This is a genomic window from Psychrobacter vallis, from assembly GCF_904846715.1.
Lineage (GTDB): Bacteria > Pseudomonadota > Gammaproteobacteria > Pseudomonadales > Moraxellaceae > Psychrobacter > Psychrobacter vallis.
The window spans coordinates 15,758-34,386 of the sequence record NZ_CAJHBU010000012.1; the positions used below are offsets into that span (position 1 = coordinate 15,758).

16 protein-coding genes are annotated in these 18,629 nt (G+C 43.7%); 7 read left to right on the forward strand and 9 right to left on the reverse strand.

Annotated elements, in window-relative coordinates:
* Positions 1–195 precede the first annotated feature (195 nt).
* The gene (locus tag JMY02_RS08780; RefSeq protein WP_201597261.1) at positions 196–495 is read left to right on the forward strand and encodes a hypothetical protein; all 300 of its coding nucleotides are present in this window, start codon (positions 196–198) and stop codon (positions 493–495) included.
* A 236-nt stretch (positions 496–731) separates the two neighbouring features.
* Here JMY02_RS08780 and JMY02_RS08785 read toward each other — a convergent pair whose 3' ends face one another.
* The 3 genes from JMY02_RS08785 to msrA all read right to left on the reverse strand — a co-directional run bounded on the left by JMY02_RS08785 (position 732) and on the right by msrA (position 3,899).
* Positions 732–2,153, reverse strand: a complete 1,422-nt coding sequence (locus tag JMY02_RS08785; protein WP_265087964.1) for a lytic murein transglycosylase — start codon at positions 2,151–2,153, stop codon at positions 732–734.
* Positions 2,154–2,409: 256 nt separating this feature from the next.
* Positions 2,410–3,069 (reverse strand): thiopurine S-methyltransferase, encoded by a 660-nt coding sequence (gene tmpT, locus JMY02_RS08790; protein ID WP_201597265.1) that lies wholly within the window; start codon positions 3,067–3,069, stop codon positions 2,410–2,412.
* A gap of 308 nt (positions 3,070–3,377) precedes the next feature.
* A complete protein-coding gene (gene msrA / locus JMY02_RS08795; protein ID WP_201597267.1) occupies positions 3,378–3,899 on the reverse strand; it encodes a peptide-methionine (S)-S-oxide reductase MsrA in 522 nt (173 codons plus the stop codon).
* A gap of 190 nt (positions 3,900–4,089) precedes the next feature.
* On the opposite strand from msrA, the gene cmoA reads away from it, so the two are divergent.
* The 3 genes from cmoA (at position 4,090) to JMY02_RS08810 (ending at position 7,191) form a co-directional block, all read left to right on the forward strand.
* Entirely contained in the window at positions 4,090–4,887 is a 798-nt protein-coding gene (gene cmoA, locus JMY02_RS08800) for a carboxy-S-adenosyl-L-methionine synthase CmoA (RefSeq protein ID WP_201597275.1), read from the forward strand.
* A 62-nt stretch (positions 4,888–4,949) separates the two neighbouring features.
* On the forward strand, positions 4,950–6,014 hold the full coding sequence (gene cmoB / locus JMY02_RS08805) for a tRNA 5-methoxyuridine(34)/uridine 5-oxyacetic acid(34) synthase CmoB (protein ID WP_201597277.1): 1,065 nt from the start codon (positions 4,950–4,952) through the stop codon (positions 6,012–6,014).
* Between the two features lie 37 nt (positions 6,015–6,051).
* The gene (locus tag JMY02_RS08810) at positions 6,052–7,191 is read left to right on the forward strand and encodes a DUF1176 domain-containing protein (RefSeq protein ID WP_201597279.1); all 1,140 of its coding nucleotides are present in this window, start codon (positions 6,052–6,054) and stop codon (positions 7,189–7,191) included.
* 164 nt (positions 7,192–7,355) lie between these two features.
* On the opposite strand, the gene JMY02_RS08815 is transcribed toward JMY02_RS08810, so the two are convergent.
* Positions 7,356–7,574 (reverse strand): DUF2788 domain-containing protein, encoded by a 219-nt coding sequence (locus tag JMY02_RS08815; protein ID WP_021814220.1) that lies wholly within the window; start codon positions 7,572–7,574, stop codon positions 7,356–7,358.
* 358 nt (positions 7,575–7,932) lie between these two features.
* Between JMY02_RS08815 and argS the strand changes: the two genes are divergently transcribed.
* From argS to JMY02_RS08830, 3 genes are all read left to right on the forward strand, one after another.
* The gene (gene argS, locus JMY02_RS08820; RefSeq protein ID WP_201597280.1) at positions 7,933–9,762 is read left to right on the forward strand and encodes an arginine--tRNA ligase; all 1,830 of its coding nucleotides are present in this window, start codon (positions 7,933–7,935) and stop codon (positions 9,760–9,762) included.
* An 84-nt stretch (positions 9,763–9,846) separates the two neighbouring features.
* Entirely contained in the window at positions 9,847–10,662 is an 816-nt protein-coding gene (locus JMY02_RS08825; RefSeq protein ID WP_201597282.1) for an SPOR domain-containing protein, read from the forward strand.
* Between the two features lie 320 nt (positions 10,663–10,982).
* Positions 10,983–12,077, forward strand: coding sequence for a PTS transporter subunit IIC (locus tag JMY02_RS08830; RefSeq protein WP_227678457.1), 1,095 nt, complete (start codon positions 10,983–10,985; stop codon positions 12,075–12,077).
* A gap of 145 nt (positions 12,078–12,222) precedes the next feature.
* Here the strand turns inward: JMY02_RS08830 and JMY02_RS08835 are convergent, their stop codons facing one another.
* The 5 genes from JMY02_RS08835 to rdgB form a co-directional block, all read right to left on the reverse strand.
* Entirely contained in the window at positions 12,223–13,248 is a 1,026-nt protein-coding gene (locus tag JMY02_RS08835) for an SDR family NAD(P)-dependent oxidoreductase (RefSeq protein ID WP_227678458.1), read from the reverse strand.
* A gap of 262 nt (positions 13,249–13,510) precedes the next feature.
* A complete protein-coding gene (gene clpX / locus JMY02_RS08840) occupies positions 13,511–14,785 on the reverse strand; it encodes an ATP-dependent protease ATP-binding subunit ClpX (protein ID WP_131657657.1) in 1,275 nt (424 codons plus the stop codon).
* Positions 14,786–14,894: 109 nt separating this feature from the next.
* Positions 14,895–15,527 (reverse strand): ATP-dependent Clp endopeptidase proteolytic subunit ClpP, encoded by a 633-nt coding sequence (gene clpP / locus JMY02_RS08845; protein ID WP_455233770.1) that lies wholly within the window; start codon positions 15,525–15,527, stop codon positions 14,895–14,897.
* Positions 15,528–15,988: 461 nt separating this feature from the next.
* The gene (gene tig, locus JMY02_RS08850) at positions 15,989–17,332 is read right to left on the reverse strand and encodes a trigger factor (RefSeq protein ID WP_201597286.1); all 1,344 of its coding nucleotides are present in this window, start codon (positions 17,330–17,332) and stop codon (positions 15,989–15,991) included.
* Between the two features lie 604 nt (positions 17,333–17,936).
* The gene (gene rdgB / locus JMY02_RS08855) at positions 17,937–18,581 is read right to left on the reverse strand and encodes an RdgB/HAM1 family non-canonical purine NTP pyrophosphatase (protein ID WP_201597296.1); all 645 of its coding nucleotides are present in this window, start codon (positions 18,579–18,581) and stop codon (positions 17,937–17,939) included.
* Between the last annotated feature and the right edge of the window lie 48 nt (positions 18,582–18,629).

The window sequence follows — 18,629 nt, forward strand, 5'->3', positions numbered from 1 at the left end:
AAAATAAATATAGGGATTATTCTACGCTTTATGACTACGTTTTGTAATACAAAGCATACGCGTCAATGGTTGCGAATGGGCTTTGGACTGGTGATAATAAGATTAATCAGCTATTGATATCGAATACCTTATTTATATTAAGATTAAAAACATACAGAACGCATAACGATGTTGAGCAATTAAGGAGAGTATATAATGAGTAACGCAAAAAGTGATGCCTTGAAAAAAGAACTTGATGGCTTAGAGAAGTCTATGCATGATGCCGATCAGTTCCATACCTTGGAAGAGCAGGTAGCAGACATGAAGCGCCGCGGTATCGATCCTAGCCAAGCATATAAAGAGCTGGATAGAAAAGCAGAAGATGCGGACTGGGGTGATGCCACTTGGAAAGAGAATGGTAAGTGGGAACCAAAAACTTCTGCGGATTTAGACGACAAAGCACGTGAAAACTGGGATGGCGACAATGGTAAACCAAATCCACCGCCTATCGTTTAAGTTTTTCTTAAGATATAAAGTATAAAAAAGCCACGCTATGATTAGCGTGGCTTTTTGCTTAAGTGAGCATAATTTAATTTATCAATATCATACAGTCAATATTAGATAAAGTGGATACACGGTATTATGATGCGCGACTGGTACAAATTTTTCTTGCTTGCTGTGCCTTCGCAGCTCGATGCTACAAAAAATTCATCCCAGTCTCACTGATCCTTTCCTATATCGACCTGACTATATTACGAACCTTCATCAATACGAACAAGCTTCACAACGCCATCAGCACCTGTGATACGGCGATAGCGCGTATTGCCAGCGCTTGATGGTTGAGCCGATGGTTGTGTTGAGTAAGTATTAGGATTGCTCGTTTGTTGTTGAATCAGTTGTCCCATACGATCTGCAGAAGCAGGATTCAAAGGTTGGCCGTTTGAAGGTTGGCCAAATTGTGGGTTGCTTGGAGCTGTGTTACCAACGATGGCGCGGTGGAACTTCTGTCCTGCGCGGCCATCAGCTGGGAAAATACCACGACTAGACTGATATTGCTGAATCGCTGTGCGCGTATTGTCGCCGATGATTCCATCAACGCCGCCGATATCATAGCCTGCATTTAATAGTGCTTGCTGTATGTCTTTGGCTTGCTGACGGCTGATACCAGGATCATCTGTTGGCCATGCAGTGACAAAGTCAGTTTTGCTGCTGTCTTCGCGGGTTATCAAATCGGATAGGTGCGCGATTGCCAAGGCATAGTTTTCTGAAGCGTTGTACGAATAAAACGTGTCAAAGTTTTTACCGACCAAAAATGCAGGGCCTTCCATACCAGCGGGTAGCAATAGACCTGCGCTACTCAAGTCGCTAGGTAGCGTACTACCGTTGGCAAGCGTCAGACCTTGATTGCGCCAATGACTGATAGACTTTTTGTCTTTACGATTAGATGCTGCCCAAAACCCATTGGGTAACTTGACCTCATAACCCCAAGGCTCGCCCGTACGATAGCCACGTTTGTCTAAAAAGTTCGCTGTAGATGCCAGTGCATCGGGGACGTTATTGACCAGATCACGACGACCATCGCCATCAAAATCAACGGCCAATTCTAAAAAAGTGCTCGGCATAAATTGTGTTTGCCCAAAAGCACCTGCCCATGAACCCGTCATGTCATTTGGCGCAATATCACCATTTTGCACGATTTTTAGCGCATTGGCGTACTCACCTTGGAAGTAGCTTTGACGACGATCAAAGCATGATAGCGTCGCTAAAGACTCAAATAAGGGTTTTTTGCCCAAAGTTTGCCCGAAGTTAGATTCGACGCCCCATACACCCAAGACATGCTCGGCTTTTACCCCATAACGCGATTCGATTTGGCGTAGCGTGTCGCGCCATTGGCGTTTGGCTTGAATACCATCTTCGACACGCTCTTTGTCTACGAGTACTGATAAATAATCCCAAACATCTTTTTGAAACTCTGGCTGATAATTGAGTGACTGAATGACGCTAGGGTCAGGCTGGCTAGGACGATAGTTGTTGAAGGTAGAATTGTTGACCCCGCTGAATTTACTTGAGTTTTGCAGTCTATCCAAACATTGCTGAAACTCGCTATTTGATAAATTGGGTGCTTCGGGACGAGCAGCTTGGGCAGTGCTGGCAAAGCTTAGGCCAACTGCCATACTAAGAAGCGACAAAGTAGAAAGGGGAGTCAAACGCATGAAAATATCCTATAAGCATCGAAATTGTGAGTAAAAGTAAAAAGCAATTAAAAGCAGTATCGACTTAGAGTAACCAATCTCAATAATAAAGAAAAGGTGTCGAAGCACTCAGTTACTATAAGCTGACGTTAGCGTGAGATTAGGAGAGGGTTTTGGAAAAGATGACAGTGTCACAAGCCCCAAATTCTTAAAAATCCTCTAGCAGTAAACCATCTACCTATGACTTATTCAACAACCAAACCTGCTCCGTGACTTTTATGTCAGGTGCTGACCCGATAGAGGCGGGTTCATTTGCTAGCTCGGTGATTTGATAATGGTTGCCATAATATTGCTGTATTTGTTCACCGTTGACAGAGAATGGTGGCCCCTCTTTTTTGCTTTGGTCATAACGTAATGTGATTAAGAGTTGTGGTACATTGCCGCTGATTTTACGTATCTGTGCGCTATAGTCGCAACGCATGTCAGCTGGCAGGGCAATTAACGCGGCTTTATCATAGATGGCGTCAACATGGCCGATATCTGTAGAGGTTAACGCAAAAATATCCGCAACCCATATCTTTAATTTTTTATCCAAAAGCTGTCCTTGATAGCAGGTAATAGCTGGTTTTTTTGTATGTTGAGACACGGTAGGCTGAATATTTTGTTCAGCAAAGAATGCTTGCGCGGCAGATTCGACCAATTCAATTCCCACCACCTCATAGCCTTGTGCTGCCAGCCAAACCATGTCAATCGATTTACCGCATAACGGTACAAAAATGCGACTGCCAGCTAGTAAGTTTAGTTCTGTCCAATACTTTATTAATAATGGATTGACCTCGGATTGATTGAAGCCGATGCGCTTTTCTTGCCAGCGTTTTTGCCAAAATTCAGGATTCATAACAGAGACCTCTATTTGTAGGCATTAAAATTGTGGGTGATTGTTTTATTTTAAATTCACGTTCATATAGTTGATACCAAATAAAATGGATACACGACATTATAATGTGAGACTGAGATAAGTTTTTTGTAGCCTCTGTCGGCGTAGGCACAGCAAGCAAAAAAATTTATCTCAGTCTCGTTGATTCTTTTTTATATTAACCTGCCTATAACGTCTTATTTGATAATGTTTAACACAATAAAAAGCCAAACGCCTATTGTATAAGCGTTTGGCTAATATCGAGTATGATTTTTTACTCAATCAATTGCTTAGCTCACCATGTACTTACTAAACTCTTTACGCAATTTAGCCAGTTTTGGCGGTATGGCAAAGTTGCAATATGCCTGTCCTGGGTTTCTATTAAAGAAGTCTTGATGCGTGTCTTCAGCTTGATAAAACTCAACCGCTGGATGCACTTCTGTGACGACACCGACGCCCATATCACGCAATTTATTGATCGTACGATCGACCGTTGGCTTCTGATCTTCGTCCGTATAAAACACGACGCTACGATATTGGCTACCAACGTCATTACCTTGACGATCCATCGTGGTGGGATCATGCGTTGCAAAGAAGACATCGAGTATCACTTCTAATGGTACGACCGATTCATCAAATGTCACTTTAATCACTTCAACGTGTCCTGTGTCACCACCGCATACTGCCTGATAATTGGCAGATACCGCATCGCCGCCCATATAGCCGGATACGACAGATTGAACGCCTTTCACTGACAAAAATACCGATTCGGTGCACCAAAAACAGCCACCGCCTAATATAATGGTTTGCATAATTTTTCCTATTATTATAAATATGAGCTAAGGTCTTTATTTGGTTACAATGTTGTCGTTTTTCAATACGTCATTACGCTTAGCTCTACCCATTCAGCTTAGCAGGGCATCTACTAGCGCTAAGTAACAAACAGTAATGTTATAATGGGCTTTTGCTACCTACTTCTGAATCTGTATTTTACCATCAAAAATGAGTCGCACCATGAGCCAGTCCCATCAGTCTACAGACGCTGCTATCAAGCATGACACCCTATTTACCACACCGCTCGATAAAGCGGCGCGTTTTTCCTTTGATGAGCAAGTGGTGGCGTGTTTTCCTGATATGATTCGCCGCAGCGTCCCCGGTTATGGTCAAGTATTGGCCATGCTGCCTATCTTTGCCCGTCGTCACTGTAAGTATCGCCAGCAGGATGATAATGGTCAGCGCGTCAGTCGCATTTATGATTTGGGCTGCTCGCTTGGTGCCGCCAGTATGACGCTGGCGGGCGAGTTCGACCCGCAAGACTTACAGATTAAAGCCATCGATATCTCACCCGCAATGACCACCGAAGCGACGACTTTATTGAGTGATCATTATCCTGAGCACGATATCGAAGTGATTACTGCTGATATTCGTGATGTTGAGCTTGAACCGTGCGATATGGTGATTTTAAACTTAACGTTACAGTTTTTGCCAGCAGCCGATAGAGTTGCAGTATTAGAGAAAATTTATGCCGCATTAAGTGAAGGTGGCATACTAGTATTAACTGAAAAGACGCACGCTTTTGATGAACAATACGATGCGTGGTTGGTCGAACGTTATTATGACTTCAAACGCGCCAACGGCTATACCGAAATGGAAATCAGTGGCAAACGCAATGCTCTAGAAAACGTCCTTATTACCGATACTCTAGATGAGCACCATGCGCGGCTAGATCACGTAGGATTTGAACGTCATCTGACGTGGTTTCAGTTTTTAAACTTTGTTTCTATTGTGGCGTTTAAATAGCGCTGAAAATTTTTTAAGGTTACATTTCCTTCTATTTTTTATCGACAGGGTAATCTGCTTTTATGCTTAACGACACAATCACTCACGCCGAACGCGAACTGTATTTAACTCTACTAGAACTGGCTCAGCAGTATCCAAGCGCTTACGAATGGCTCACGCAACTACCCACGTGGCTAAATGATATCAAGGATAAAGCCAATTATGCACATGCGCCTGCTTACCAAGCATCGGTAGCACGTTTACCAACATTAGCCGTCGATAATGTTGATTTGGACAGTGATATATTGACGATTAACGCGAGACTTAATCAGTCTCAGCATAAACAAACTACAGCGTTATTAAAGCAAATGATGCCGTGGCGCAAAGGGCCTTTTCAGATTGGTGGTCAAGTCGATAGTGGTCAGGATGAAGGGCAACAAGCTGCGCCAATTTTCATCGATACTGAATGGCACAGTGATTGGAAGTGGCAACGAGTCGCGCCGCATTTAGGGAATTTAAAAGGTCGACGTGTATTGGATGTCGGTGGCGGCTCTGGTTATCATGGTTGGCGGATGGCTGGCGCTGGAGCGGATACAGTGATTATCATTGATCCGTCTTGCTTGTTTTATCATCAGTTTATGGCGATTCGTCATTTTGTTGGTAGCGCCGATGCTCATGAGACAGGTCGTTATCGTACCCATTATATTCCCGTACCACTTGAAGCGTTGCCAGAGCATAGCCAGTTGTTTGATACCGTATTTAGCATGGGCGTGCTCTATCATCGTCTGTCGCCTTTTGAGCACTTACAACAGCTCAAAGGGCAATTGGTCAAAGGCGGTGAGTTGGTACTTGAGACGTTGGTCATTGAAGGCGATGCCAATACGGTACTGGTGCCACATGACCGTTATGCCCAAATGAATAACGTGTATTTCTTACCCTCAGTCGCCACATTAATCGGCTGGCTAGAAAAAATTGGTTTTACTGAAGTACGCTGTGTCGATGTTGCGGTGACATCGACAGATGAGCAGCGTAAAACGGAATGGATGACGTATCATTCGTTAACAGATTTTTTAGATCCCAATGATTCAACAAAGACCATTGAAGGCTATCCTGCACCGATGCGTGCGACCTTGATTGCCAAAAAGTAGCGCACACTTACTGTATCTACTATAAGGAAAATGGACCGTGAAAAAACTAACGATTTTACTCAGTGCTATGATGGGTATTCTGCCATTGACGTCCATATCAGCTCATGCTGCTTATGGTACGCCATTTGAAGGGTGGGGTTTTGTGCAGGATGACTGGCAACTGGTCTGTGATAACACATTGACTTGCCGAGCAGCGGGTTATGCAGAGGAGAGTATGTTGGATACGCCTGCCTCAATTTTACTCACAGTATTGCCAAAAGTAGCCCTGCCAACGGCACAGGTTCAATTTATGTCACAATTTTCAGAGGATAGCGTTGATAATGCTCAGCTTTGGTTAAATGACAAAAACTATGGGACTTTGCAGCTAGTTGGAAAAGATTCTCAAATATATGATCTATCCGCCAAGCAAACCCAGCAGCTTCTCAGTCATTCGCGTCAAAATACTAAAATAGAGATCAGAGCGGACGGTGATCGGTGGACAATCAGTGATAAAGGCATGAGTGCCGTGCTGCTCAAGCTTGATGACGTGCAAGGAAGAGTAGGGACACCAATAGCGCTGGTGAGTAAAACCAATCCCAATCGGCAGACTCCTAAAGCCGCCAAAGCAAAACCTGTCATTAAAAAAGCGCTCTCATATTCTGACGATAATAAACAGCAGCTAGACCCTGCAAAGCTAGTGTATTTTCAAAAAAATATAAATAAGTGGATTGATATTAATGCTAAGCAATTGGTAGGATCTGGAAATGAGATGGGGGATTGTGAGCTGGTTAGTCCAAAAACCGAAGCGTATCAACAAATACAAGAATATGGCGCTGATAGGTTGGATTGGACGTTTACACCTGTAGACGCCAAGCATACGCTGGCTAGCCATGTGTGCTGGCAAGGAGCGTACAACGAGGGCTACGGTTATTGGCTTATCAATCATGACAAACCCAGTAAACCAAAACTGATCACTACCTCAGGCAATGAATATTCTGATGGCGAGATTTGGGCCACTCATAAAGATAGAGGGATAGGTGATTGCTGGAATAGACAGGTATGGGTTTGGAATGGCAAAACCTTCGCTCAATCTGAAGATTCTAGTACTGGTATGTGCCGAGGCTTTGCAGGTGGTGCATGGGATTTGCCAACTTACGTCAGTGAAGTAATAGAAAATAATAGCAAAGCTAATAAATAATGTTTTGATAAAAAATTGCACAGATAACGACAATCTAGAGATATCATCAATAGCGTCATCATTATCAGTAAGGTTATTAGGGGTGTCATCAATTAGCACATTGATACATTTTAAGCCTCATAATCTAATCTATGACACGCCATAGTGATGAGATCTAATATGCCTCAAATAAACCATCTTTGAAAGGCTACTTCTAGCAGTAGCTTGAGTAAAAAACCGACAAAGCCTGCGCCCAACGCTAAAAAAATCCAAAACGTACCAGCGCGCCCAGCTTCGGACTTTTTAGAAATATCCCAAACAATAAAAAATAAGAACGCGATGAATATGGGTAATAAAACGTATAGTCCCCAGCTGGTGACCGTACTGGCAGCAATAGCAAACATGGCATAATCCTATGAAGTAGTAACGCCTTTGATGACTTAGACGAGTCATACAAACTGCCATTATAACGCGGAATTAGGCGCGTAGAAACGACTGTCCAGTATCAGCCAACAGTAACACTACAATCATCACGGCTGACTTGTAGTTGTTGACTAAGCCATAACCGTAAGATTTTAGTGCTAATTTTGGTGCAAATGGTGCAATAAAGCGCAAAGATTGTTATATTTACAGGTTACTTAACTTTTTATATTATTTATCCCCTGCAATGTCGGTCGCTATTATAATAGGCAGTTATCGACTGCTCGCATTTGCCACATTTTGCGCCGTTCTTGTTGTTTATTTAACAGAGTTCAAAACCCTATGTCACAAGCCCAAATTGATACCCTTACCTCACTATTTAACGATGCCATTCAGGCCCTACAAGCCGATGGTACTTTACCAAGTGATTGGCAAAATAACAGCCAAATCACCCGTACCAAAGACATCAGTCATGGTGATTTCGCCTGCAATATCGCGCTTACTGCGGCAAAAGCGGCCAAAGTCAATCCACGCCAGCTTGCCGAACAAATCGTCAATGCGCTTCCTGAGAATCAAGATATTCGTCAAGTAGAAATCGCAGGCCCAGGTTTTATTAATGTGTTTTTAAATGCCGAAGCCAAGTTTGCGGTATTAGACGATATCTTTACCTTACAAGATCGCTTTGGTTTGAGCGATCAGTTTGACGGTCAAAAGGTACAAGTTGAGTTTGTTTCGGCTAACCCAACGTCTAGCCTCCACGTCGGTCATGGACGCGGTGCCGCATTCGGTATGAGTGTCTCAAACCTGCTAGAAGCGATTGGCTATGATGTTACGCGTGAGTATTACGTCAACGACGCGGGTCGTCAAATGGATATCCTAGCGACCAGCACCTATTTGCGTTATTTAGAATTAAATGGCGAGCAAATAATTTTTCCGGTCAACGGTTATCAGGGCGACTATGTCAGTGATATCGCTCAAACGCTAAAAGCACAACATGGGGACAGCTATGTACACAATTTTGCAGAGATTGCCAAAAGTGTACCAGCAGACGCTCAGTTTGAGATCAATGCTGATGGCGAAAAAGTACTGCTATCAGGTGATAAAGAAGCGCATATCGATGGTCTGATTGCCAACAGTAAAGCGTTACTGGGTGATGGTTATGCGCTGTTTTTGAATGCAGCATTGACTAGTATTTTGGCCGATATCAAAGATGACTTAAATGACTTTGGTGTTAGCTACGAGTGTTGGTTTAGCGAAAGGTCTATCGATAGCGAGATTGAGCCTGTTCTGCAAATACTGGATGACAAAGGCTATTTGTACGAAAAAGATGGCAATATTTGGTTTAAGTCGACCGATTTTGGTGATGAAAAAGACCGTGTGGTACGCCGTGCCAATGGTCAATCGACGTATTTTGCCTCTGACATTGCTTATCACAAAAACAAGTTCGATCGCGGCTTTGATAAAGTCATTAACGTTTGGGGTGCTGACCACCATGGTTATGTGCCACGAGTAAAAGCCGCACTATTAGCCCTTGGTATTGATGCTGAACGTCTGGATGTGGTACTTGTACAGTTTGTGGCATTATGGCGCGGTAGTGAAAAGGTGCAAATGTCATCACGTTCTGGTCAGTTTGTCACGTTACGCGAGCTGCGTGCTGAAGTCGGCAACGATGCGGCACGTTTTTACTACGTGGCGCGTAAGCCTGAAGTACATATTGATTTTGATTTGGAGCTTGCCAAGTCACAGAGCAAAGACAACCAAGTGTACTATATTCAGTATGCCCATGCGCGTGTATGCCGAGTGTTAGAAAAACTGGCAACTTACGATTTGACAGTAGATGATACCGTTGGTTTGGCACATCAAGATTTGTTAAGTGCGCCGAATGAAGATGAGCTGATTAAGCTGTTGGCAGGGTATCCTGCAACATTGTTACGGTCAGCGACAGGCTATGAGCCGCATGTACTAACCAACTATCTAAAAGAATTGGCGGCGCTATTTCATGGTTGGTATGATAGCAATCGTATTTTGCCAGTGAGCTTGACCTCAGGCGAGACAACGAGTCAAGCAGAGATGGATTTGATGCAAGCACGTCTGCGCTTATCCAAAGCCGTAAGACAGGTATTGGCCAATGGCCTCAGTTTATTAGGGTTGTCTGCACCGTCTAGCATGTAGTATCTTTCTAACATGTAGAATAAGCATAGACGACCGATAGTAATAATTTGATGATAGTTAGATTCAGTAGGGAGAACCAGATCCATGTTAGCCAAAAAACCTAAAGGCGCGACCGAAAAGCGCAAAACAAGTAGCGTATCAGGCTTATTATGGATGTTTGTCGGGGCAGTATTGACCCTTATGATAGGCGTGTTTCTATACCTGTCTCCATTATTTGATTTCAGTCCTGCCGAGAGAACGGCTGGCAATGATCCTGATCGTCAAGTGCAACCTCGGGTTGATACTGATACCGACAATAATGATTATGAGTTCTATGATATTTTGCCCAATCAAGAGATGGCAACCATTCCTGAAGAAGATACTGCTGAGACAGATAGTAATCGCATAGAAGATATTGCAGCTTTTGAGCCAGATATTATTGTGACTCAACCTGATGGCACTTCAGACAGTCGTAACGATGATACTGGTAATTTTGGCATCGCTGAAAGTACAACGATTGAGCCTAGCCGTGGCAACAATGCGGCAACCAGCAACAGTGGCGATGATATCGTTATCGTTGAGGAAGAGGCAACCTATGATGGGTCATCACCTGCTAGTAATAATTCTGCGAACCGTACAAATAATGGGGGAGCAGGGACTGCGAGCATTCAAGCAGCCAAACCTGCTACCTATATCTTGCAGATTAATAGTTTCGGTGATGCTGATGAAGCAGATCGCCGCCGTGCGCAAGTGCTGATGGCTGGTGTTGATGCCAGAGTGGTCAAAAATACGACGGGTAATGGCTTGCCGATCTATCAAGTGATCTCACGTCCGATGAATAACCGTCAAGCAGTAACCACTGCACAGCAGCGTCTACAAAACAATGGTATCGATTCTATTATCGTTGAACAGCGTCGTTAGATTTGACCTTCGTGCTAGCTTACTTAGTTATTTATTAATGATAAAAAAAGCGTCGCAATGACGTTTTTTTTATCTTTGAGTTTTCGGGCGTGTCCTCAATCTGAGCGATAGCGACTAAATGGGTTAAAAATGGCTAAATATTCGCCAAACTGCGTCAAATAGCTGGTTAATATCCCGATATTATCAGCGCTATTTTCCTTGTTTGGCTTCAATTTATCTTATTTTTATAACCATTTTCAAAATGAGGACACGCCCTAGTAAAACTGTGTTATCCCATTGGTTTGTTATATCTTATTAAAACCTTCACAAAGAGTATGGCTATGGCAGTATCTGACTCAGCAACACCGCCTACTAGCTACATGAAAGCATTTTTTCAAAAGTATTTTATCGATGCGTTTACTGGCATGGCTTTAGGGCTATTTGTCACGTTGATTGCTGGTCTGATTATCTCGCAGATCGGTGGTTGGTTAGGCCTGCCAGCATTGGTGGCAGTTGGCAAGCTGGCCTCAGTAATGATGGGTGCGGGTATCGGAGTGGGTATTGCTTATTACCTAAAAGCACCGACGCTGGTCATGCTCAGTTGCCTCGTGGCAGGTATGCTTGGTGCGCATTCTGAAGCATTGATGGCAGGGACGCTGTTTATGCCGCAAGAGGGTGGGCCTGCGACATTTGTTGCGTTGCCTGGTAATCCGATCGGAGCATATTTGACCGCTGTGTTTGCTTATCGCGCAGGTACTTGGATCGCTGGCAAGACGAAACTTGATATTTTATTAGTGCCCTTATTGGTTTGTGCGGTTGCACTATTGGTCTGTGCGCTGCTCAATCCACCTATCGTCGCTGCGGTCGCTGCTATTGGCCAAGGTATTCAGGCAGCCACTGAGTTACAGCCCTTATTGATGGGAATCGTGATTGCGGTTGTGGTTGGGATTTTGTTGACGCTACCGACATCGAGTGCCGCTATTTGTATCGCTATTGGGCTTGGCGGTGTGGCGGGCGGAGCGGCAGTCGTCGGTTGTGCGGCACACATGATTGGCTTTGCGGTTGCCAGTTTTAAGGACAATGGCGTGAGTGGTGTGATATCACAAGGTCTCGGCACCAGCATGCTACAAATTCCTAATGTGCTCAAAAAGCCTTTAGTCATGTTACCGGCAGTTATTGCCAGTGCCATCGTTGGGCCTATTGCGACGGTAGGGTTTGGTTTGGCTTGTACGGCGACAGGTGCTGGTATGGGTACCGCTGGATTGGTTGGTGTCTTTGGCGTCATTGAAGCGTCGCAAGGAATCATGAGCACGACAGAACTGTGGGTTGCTATCGTTTTATTGATGTTTGTATTGCCCGCAATAATCGCGGGTTTGGTTGCTTATATAATGCGCCGCATGGGCTGGCTGGTCGCTGGTGATATGAAGCTGCCTTGATGGTTTGATATCAGTTTTAAACGTACTATCGACGGCCTTATAAATATTATTTGTTAAAAAAGCCCAGCTACAATCATAGCTGGGCTTTTTATATGTGAATTATCTAGTCTTGACGGCAATAGAAAGTAGTCATAAAACTAATAAGTTATGCAGCTGACTTTGATTTTTTATGACGACGTGGTTTTAGTTTGCGTGATAATTGATTGATGCCATTCAGCACCTGACTATAATTCGATGGAAAGACACGCTGAATCGCATCAACCATTTTGGCATCATTACCAATCAAACAACGTTGCTGATCGTTCGCCGCGGCATGTAAAATAACCCAAGCGGCTTCGCTGGCATCGAATTTCAACAGCTTGTTAAAGCTTCTAATTGCTTTGTCACCAGTATGCATACCAACATCACTGACGCTGTCATTACCACGAGCACTATTGGCAATATTGGTTTTGATACCACCTGGATGAATGCAGGTGGCTGACACACCGCAGTTTTGAATGTTGAGCTCTTGACGCAAGCTTTCTGTGAAGCCACGTACGGCAAATTTACTGGCATTGTAAGCAGAGTATGAAGGCTGAGCGGTCAAACCAAATAAGCTTGAAATATTCACAATGTGACCATGCTCTACAAACTGGCGCGTTTGGTTGTCGCTTCTACCTTCCTTATTATGAGCCATTTCGCTTTGTTTAACACTATTTTTGATCAAGGGTAAAAATGCCTTTGTACCATAAACCACGCCCCAAAAATTGATATCCATTACCCATTCAAGCTCCTCAATACTCGCGCCCTCTATCGTCGAAGAAAATGCCACACCAGCGTTGTTAAAGATAAAGTTCACTTTACCGTGATCGCTCATCACATTATCGGCCCACGCTTGCATGGCTGTATTGTCAGAGACATTCAGTACGGTCGTTTTGACTTTAACATCGTAACCGACCAGCATCTCTTTGGTTTGTGCCAGCTGCTCCGCATTGATATCTGATAAGGCGACATGGCAGCCCATTTTTGCTAAATGAAGCGCTAGCTCGCGTCCCATACCAGAACCTGCACCAGTGATGGCAGCAACATGGTCCCGATAATAAGGCGCGATATCATTATCCTGACTATTTAGTATGGTAAAGGGCAGACATTGACGTAATGAGGACGCCATAGCGGCGAGATTATTGAGCATAATAAACAGTCCTTTGTTTAATAAATGACAGGTGATAGAGAGATTAGTAATACGGACATGCAAATAAAAATGAGGTAATTAAAATAGGTACATCTACCTTATCATGATTCATATGACTGACAGATGGCAATTAATAAACGCAGCTGTCATTTAAATCGCTGATTAGAAGCGACTAAACAGACAAAAAAAGCGTCTGAGCATAATTTGCCAGACGCTTTTTTAATTAATAGCCAATAACTGACTAATTTATCTCAATGATAAATTAAGCAATTTTTGGGATTTTGCCTTCATTAATCACTTCTACATCAACTAAGACGGTTTTGGCATCTTTCATAGAAGGCAACTCGTACATGGTTTCAAGTAAGGCGTTCTCAACGATAGAGCGCAAACCACGCGCACCTGTTTTGCGTTCCATGGCTTTTTTAGCAATCGCATCAAGTGCTTCTTGGGTGAAGCTGATTTCAGCACCTTCCATGTCAAACAAGTATTTGTACTGTTTAACCAGTGCGTTTTTAGGCTCAGTAAGAATCTGTACTAAGGCTTCTTCATCAAGCTCTTGTAGCGCAGCCAGCACAGGCAAACGACCGATCAATTCAGGAATTAGACCAAATTTGATTAAATCTTCTGGCTCAACTTGTTGTAGCAAATCTGAGCTACGACGGCTGTCATCTTTTGAGCTGACATCAGCATTAAAGCCAATACCGCCTTTTTCCGTACGTTGCTGAATCACTTTATCCAGACCCGCAAACGCGCCGCCCACGATGATTAGGATGTTGCTGGTATCAACTTGGATCAGCTCTTGCTGTGGATGCTTACGACCACCATGCGGTGGAATAGCCGCAACCGTACCTTCGATAAGTTTTAGCAACGCTTGCTGTACGCCTTCGCCTGATACGTCACGCGTGATAGAAGGATTGTCGCCTTTTTTGCTGATTTTATCGATTTCATCGATATAAATGATGCCTTGCTCAGCTTTGCTAACATCATAATCGGAGGCTTGTAATAGCTTTTGTACAATGTTTTCAACGTCTTCGCCAACATAACCTGCTTCGGTTAAAGTGGTAGCATCTGCCATGGCAAACGGTACATCGAGTAGGCGTGCTAAAGTTTGCGCAAGTAATGTCTTACCAGAACCAGTTGGGCCAATCAGCAAGATATTACTTTTGGCCAGCTCTACCATCGCATCATCAGCGCCAATTTTGGCTTTTTTGCTGTCACGAGCTAACGTTTGGCTCACTTTAAGACGTTTATAATGGTTATAAACGGCAACAGCGAGGGCTTTTTTGGCAGCGTCTTGACCGATGACGTATTCATCAAGCTTGGCACGCAATTCTTTTGGCGTTGGTAGCTTTTTATTGACCCATGAAGTATCAATCTCGCTATCGTCATCACCGTCTTCTGCACTGTCTGCGATTAGGTCTGTACATAGCTCAATACATTCATTACAGATATTGGCATCGTCAGCGGCGATCAGTTGTTGTACATCGCTTTTGGCTTTGCCGCAAAACGAACAATGCGGGGTGTTATCTTCTGCCATAAAAGGCGCTCCTAAAATTTAAAACGTATCAATATTTTGATTGTGTGCATCAATGCCAAAGCAAATAGAGCTAAGGCATTTCATGCTTATCAAAGCTGCTATGTCGTAATTATAATGAGTCAGGGCGACGCTTTAATACTTCATCAACCAGACCGTATTCTTTTGCTTCGTCGGCATCCAACCAATAATCACGCTCGACATCTTTTTCGATTTTTTCTACTGGCTGACCAGTACGCTCAGCTAAGATCTGATTTAAGCGCGCACGGGTTTTTAGAATTTCGCGAGCATTGATTTCGATGTCTGTCGCTTGACCTTGTGCACCGCCTGATGGCTGGTGAATCATCACACGAGCGTTGGCTAGCGCATAACGCTTGCCTTTTTGACCAGCAGCCAACAAGAATGAACCCATGCTATACGCACCGCCCATACAGATGGTCGACACTTCAGGCTTGATGAAGTTCATGGTATCAAAAATAGCCAAACCAGCGCTCACAGAACCGCCTGGCGAGTTGATATATAAATGAATGTCTTTATCAGGGTTTTCAGCTTCCAAGAATAGCAGCTGGGCGACGATTAAGTTGGCCATGTGGTCTTCGACTTGACCGGTCAAAAAGATAACGCGCTCACGCAATAGGCGTGAAAAAATATCAAACGAGCGTTCACCGCGTGCTGATTGTTCGACAACCATAGGCACTAGTGCTGCTTGTGTGCTTTGCACTTCGTTATGTGCACTCATCAGCATATCAAAATGTGGGTTGGCAGTGATGCGATCATAATCTGTCATAAAAATGTCCTGTTTATAAGTACATAAAATAAAGGGGTAAAGGGTAGCGAACGCTTGAGCTTTTATGGATGTTTATCATTATAGCTATTGCCGCTTGTTGATAACACGAACTAGAATCAATAGTATGATCTAGATGCCGCTAAAAATAATTGAGCTAATGGTAACTTTTTTATTGGGGAAATAGTAACTTTTTCATATGAAAAATGACTTTCTATTAATACTCTAAGTGACTTCCTATTAATAAGGTGTCTGTCTACGTTTATCAAGGGTATTGCCCATAAACTATTTATAAAGGTATATAAACCCCCAATAAAAATGCCCTAACGACATGTTAGGGCATTTTGACAGTCATATTAGCAATGAACCCCAATTACAGGCACATTACCAATTTACATCTTGCTAAGCTACTTTTTGCTTAATTACATTGCTTGCTGCTGTTGTTGCTGAGCAGCTAGCAAGTCTTGGTAGCTCACTTCTTTGTCAGTGACTTTACCTTGCTCGATCAGATAATCAACTACTTGATCTTCTAGTACCACAGACTCAATGTTAGCGCGCTGCTGCTTGTCAGTCGTGTAGTACTCGATCACTTCCGCTGGATCTTCGTAGTTTTCTGCCGCTTCTTTGATGAAAGTCTCAACACGTTCTTGATCTACTTCTAAGCCTTTGGTATCGATAACACGAGCAACGATGATGCCAAGACGGGCCGCACGTAGCGCTTGCTCTTCAAATAGCTCATTTGGCAGCATGTCTTTGTCGAAGCTATCAGCGTTAGCGCCGAACTGCTGAGAAAAACGTTGCATCATCATGTTGCGCTGACGCTCGATTTCTTGCTCTAGCATAGCGTTTGGTACGTCAAACTCGTTCTTTTCTAGCAACGCATCAAAAGTCGCTTGCTTCACTTGGCTACGCGCAGCGTTTTTGATTTCGCGTTCCATGTTTTTACGTACGTCGTCTTTCAACTTCTCAACGCCGCCTTCTTTTACGCCAAACAGCTCAAGGAACGCATCGTCGATTTCAGGTAGCTTAGACTTTTCAACCAATTTTACGTTGATTTTGAACTGAGCTTCTTTACCCGCTAAGTTTTCAGCTTGGTAATCTTCTGGGAAAGTCACGTCGATGGTTTTTTCTTCGCCAGCTTTCATGCCTTTGATACCAGCTTCAAAGCCAGGAATCATTTGGTTGCTACCGATAACCAATTTGAAGTCTTCAGCAGAGCCGCCTTCAAATTTTTCGCCGTCGATTGAGCCTTCAAAGTCAAAGGTCACTTGGTTGTCTTTGGCTGCCATGCCTTTTTTCTCAACGAACTCTTCACGTTGCTTTTGAAGGTTTTCGATCATGGTGTCAACGTCTTCTTCGCTCACTTTAGCAGTGTGACGCTCAACTTCGATTTCATCGATACCTTGTACGTCTACTTCTGGGAAGATTTCGACAGTGGCTTGATAGACCAAGAAATCATCTTCAAGTTTTACATCATCGATGTTAGGCATACCAACGGCGCGGATGTCTTCAGATTTGATCGCTTCAAAAACGGTATCACGGATCACATCGTTGATCACTTCTTGCTGAATGCCAGCACCATACTGTGAACGGATATGTGACATAGGGACGTTACCTTTACGGAAACCGTCAATCTTGGCAGTTTTCGCAACTTGGCGAATACGACCTTCGACTTTGTTTTGAATTTTTTCAACGGGTACTTTAACCGTTAGCTGGGTTTCTTTATTAGATAGCTTGTTGGTTGTGACTTGTAAATCTGTAGCCATGTTAATTACACCTTTAGGATTAAGTAGTACGTTTGATTAATGAAATAGTACTTAGGGTTAAATGGTAATAGACAAACCGTGCCTCGACATATGGGCGTGTACGACGGGTTGCCGTTGGAATAAATAGGGGATAGTGATAGTCCGCAATGCTAACGTCAGTACTAAGACGACAATGTCAAAATGCTGATATTATAAAAGACCATCAAATATCAATAATAAACCGTAAATGGCCTGCATACTAACGTCTTTTGGTGACTTATACAGACAAATCACGGCTTCCAGCAAAATTTTAAAAGTAGAACAGTATAATCTATCTGTTTATTAAAGTAAAAATTATCTGTTTTTTGGCAGACTTTTTGGCTTTTATAGTATGTTCTGACGGACACAGCGTACCGCTTGTGTGTAAAACACCTGTATGTGGGACAGCTATAGTTGATACTAAATAAAACGGATATCGGACGTTATAATGCGAGACTGGTACAAATTTTTCTGGCTGGCTGTTCGCAAGCGTGACAGATGCTGCAAAAAATTCATACCAGTCTCGCTGTACCTCTTTTATGTACATCTGATTATAAGCTTTAGGGGTCATTTACAAAGGTAACTACTATAAAGGTAGCTGTGCCAATAATTGCTGAATCGCCTGCCCACGATGGCTGATACGATTTTTGTCAGTAGCGCTCAAGCTGGCTGCCGTGGCTTGTAGATCTGGTAACCAAAACAGCGGGTCGTAACCGAAACCGCCCTCACCGCGCGGTGCTTCTAAAATCTCACCATGCCACAGACCTTGAGCGATAATCGGTAGCGGATCATCCGCATGACGAACCATGGCTAGGACACAAACGAACAACCCTTGAATAGGTTGCTCACCGCGAATCGCCTGCAAGTCAGTGACAAGCTTGGCGTTGTTCTTGCCATCGTTGCCGTGTTCGCCTGCATAGCGAGCAGAGTAGATACCGGGTGCATTACCTAATACTGGTACACACAATCCTGAGTCATCAGCAATGGCAGGCAATCCGCTGATACGGCTGGCATGTCGTGCTTTGATAATGGCGTTTTCGACAAAGCTTAATCCGTCCTCAACCGCATCGTCGATACTCAGCTGACCTTGCGGGATGATGGTTACATTCAAATCCGCCTCAGCAAACAACCTGTTGAACTCAGCCAGCTTGCCTTTATTATTGCTGGCGAGTACCCACTGGTTATCGGATGTCGATTGAGTAGAGGGCGAAGAGGTACTGGTAGCGCTCATAATATCATTCCGTCATACGAGTGGTGATGGTTTGGGTAGTTTGTTGCT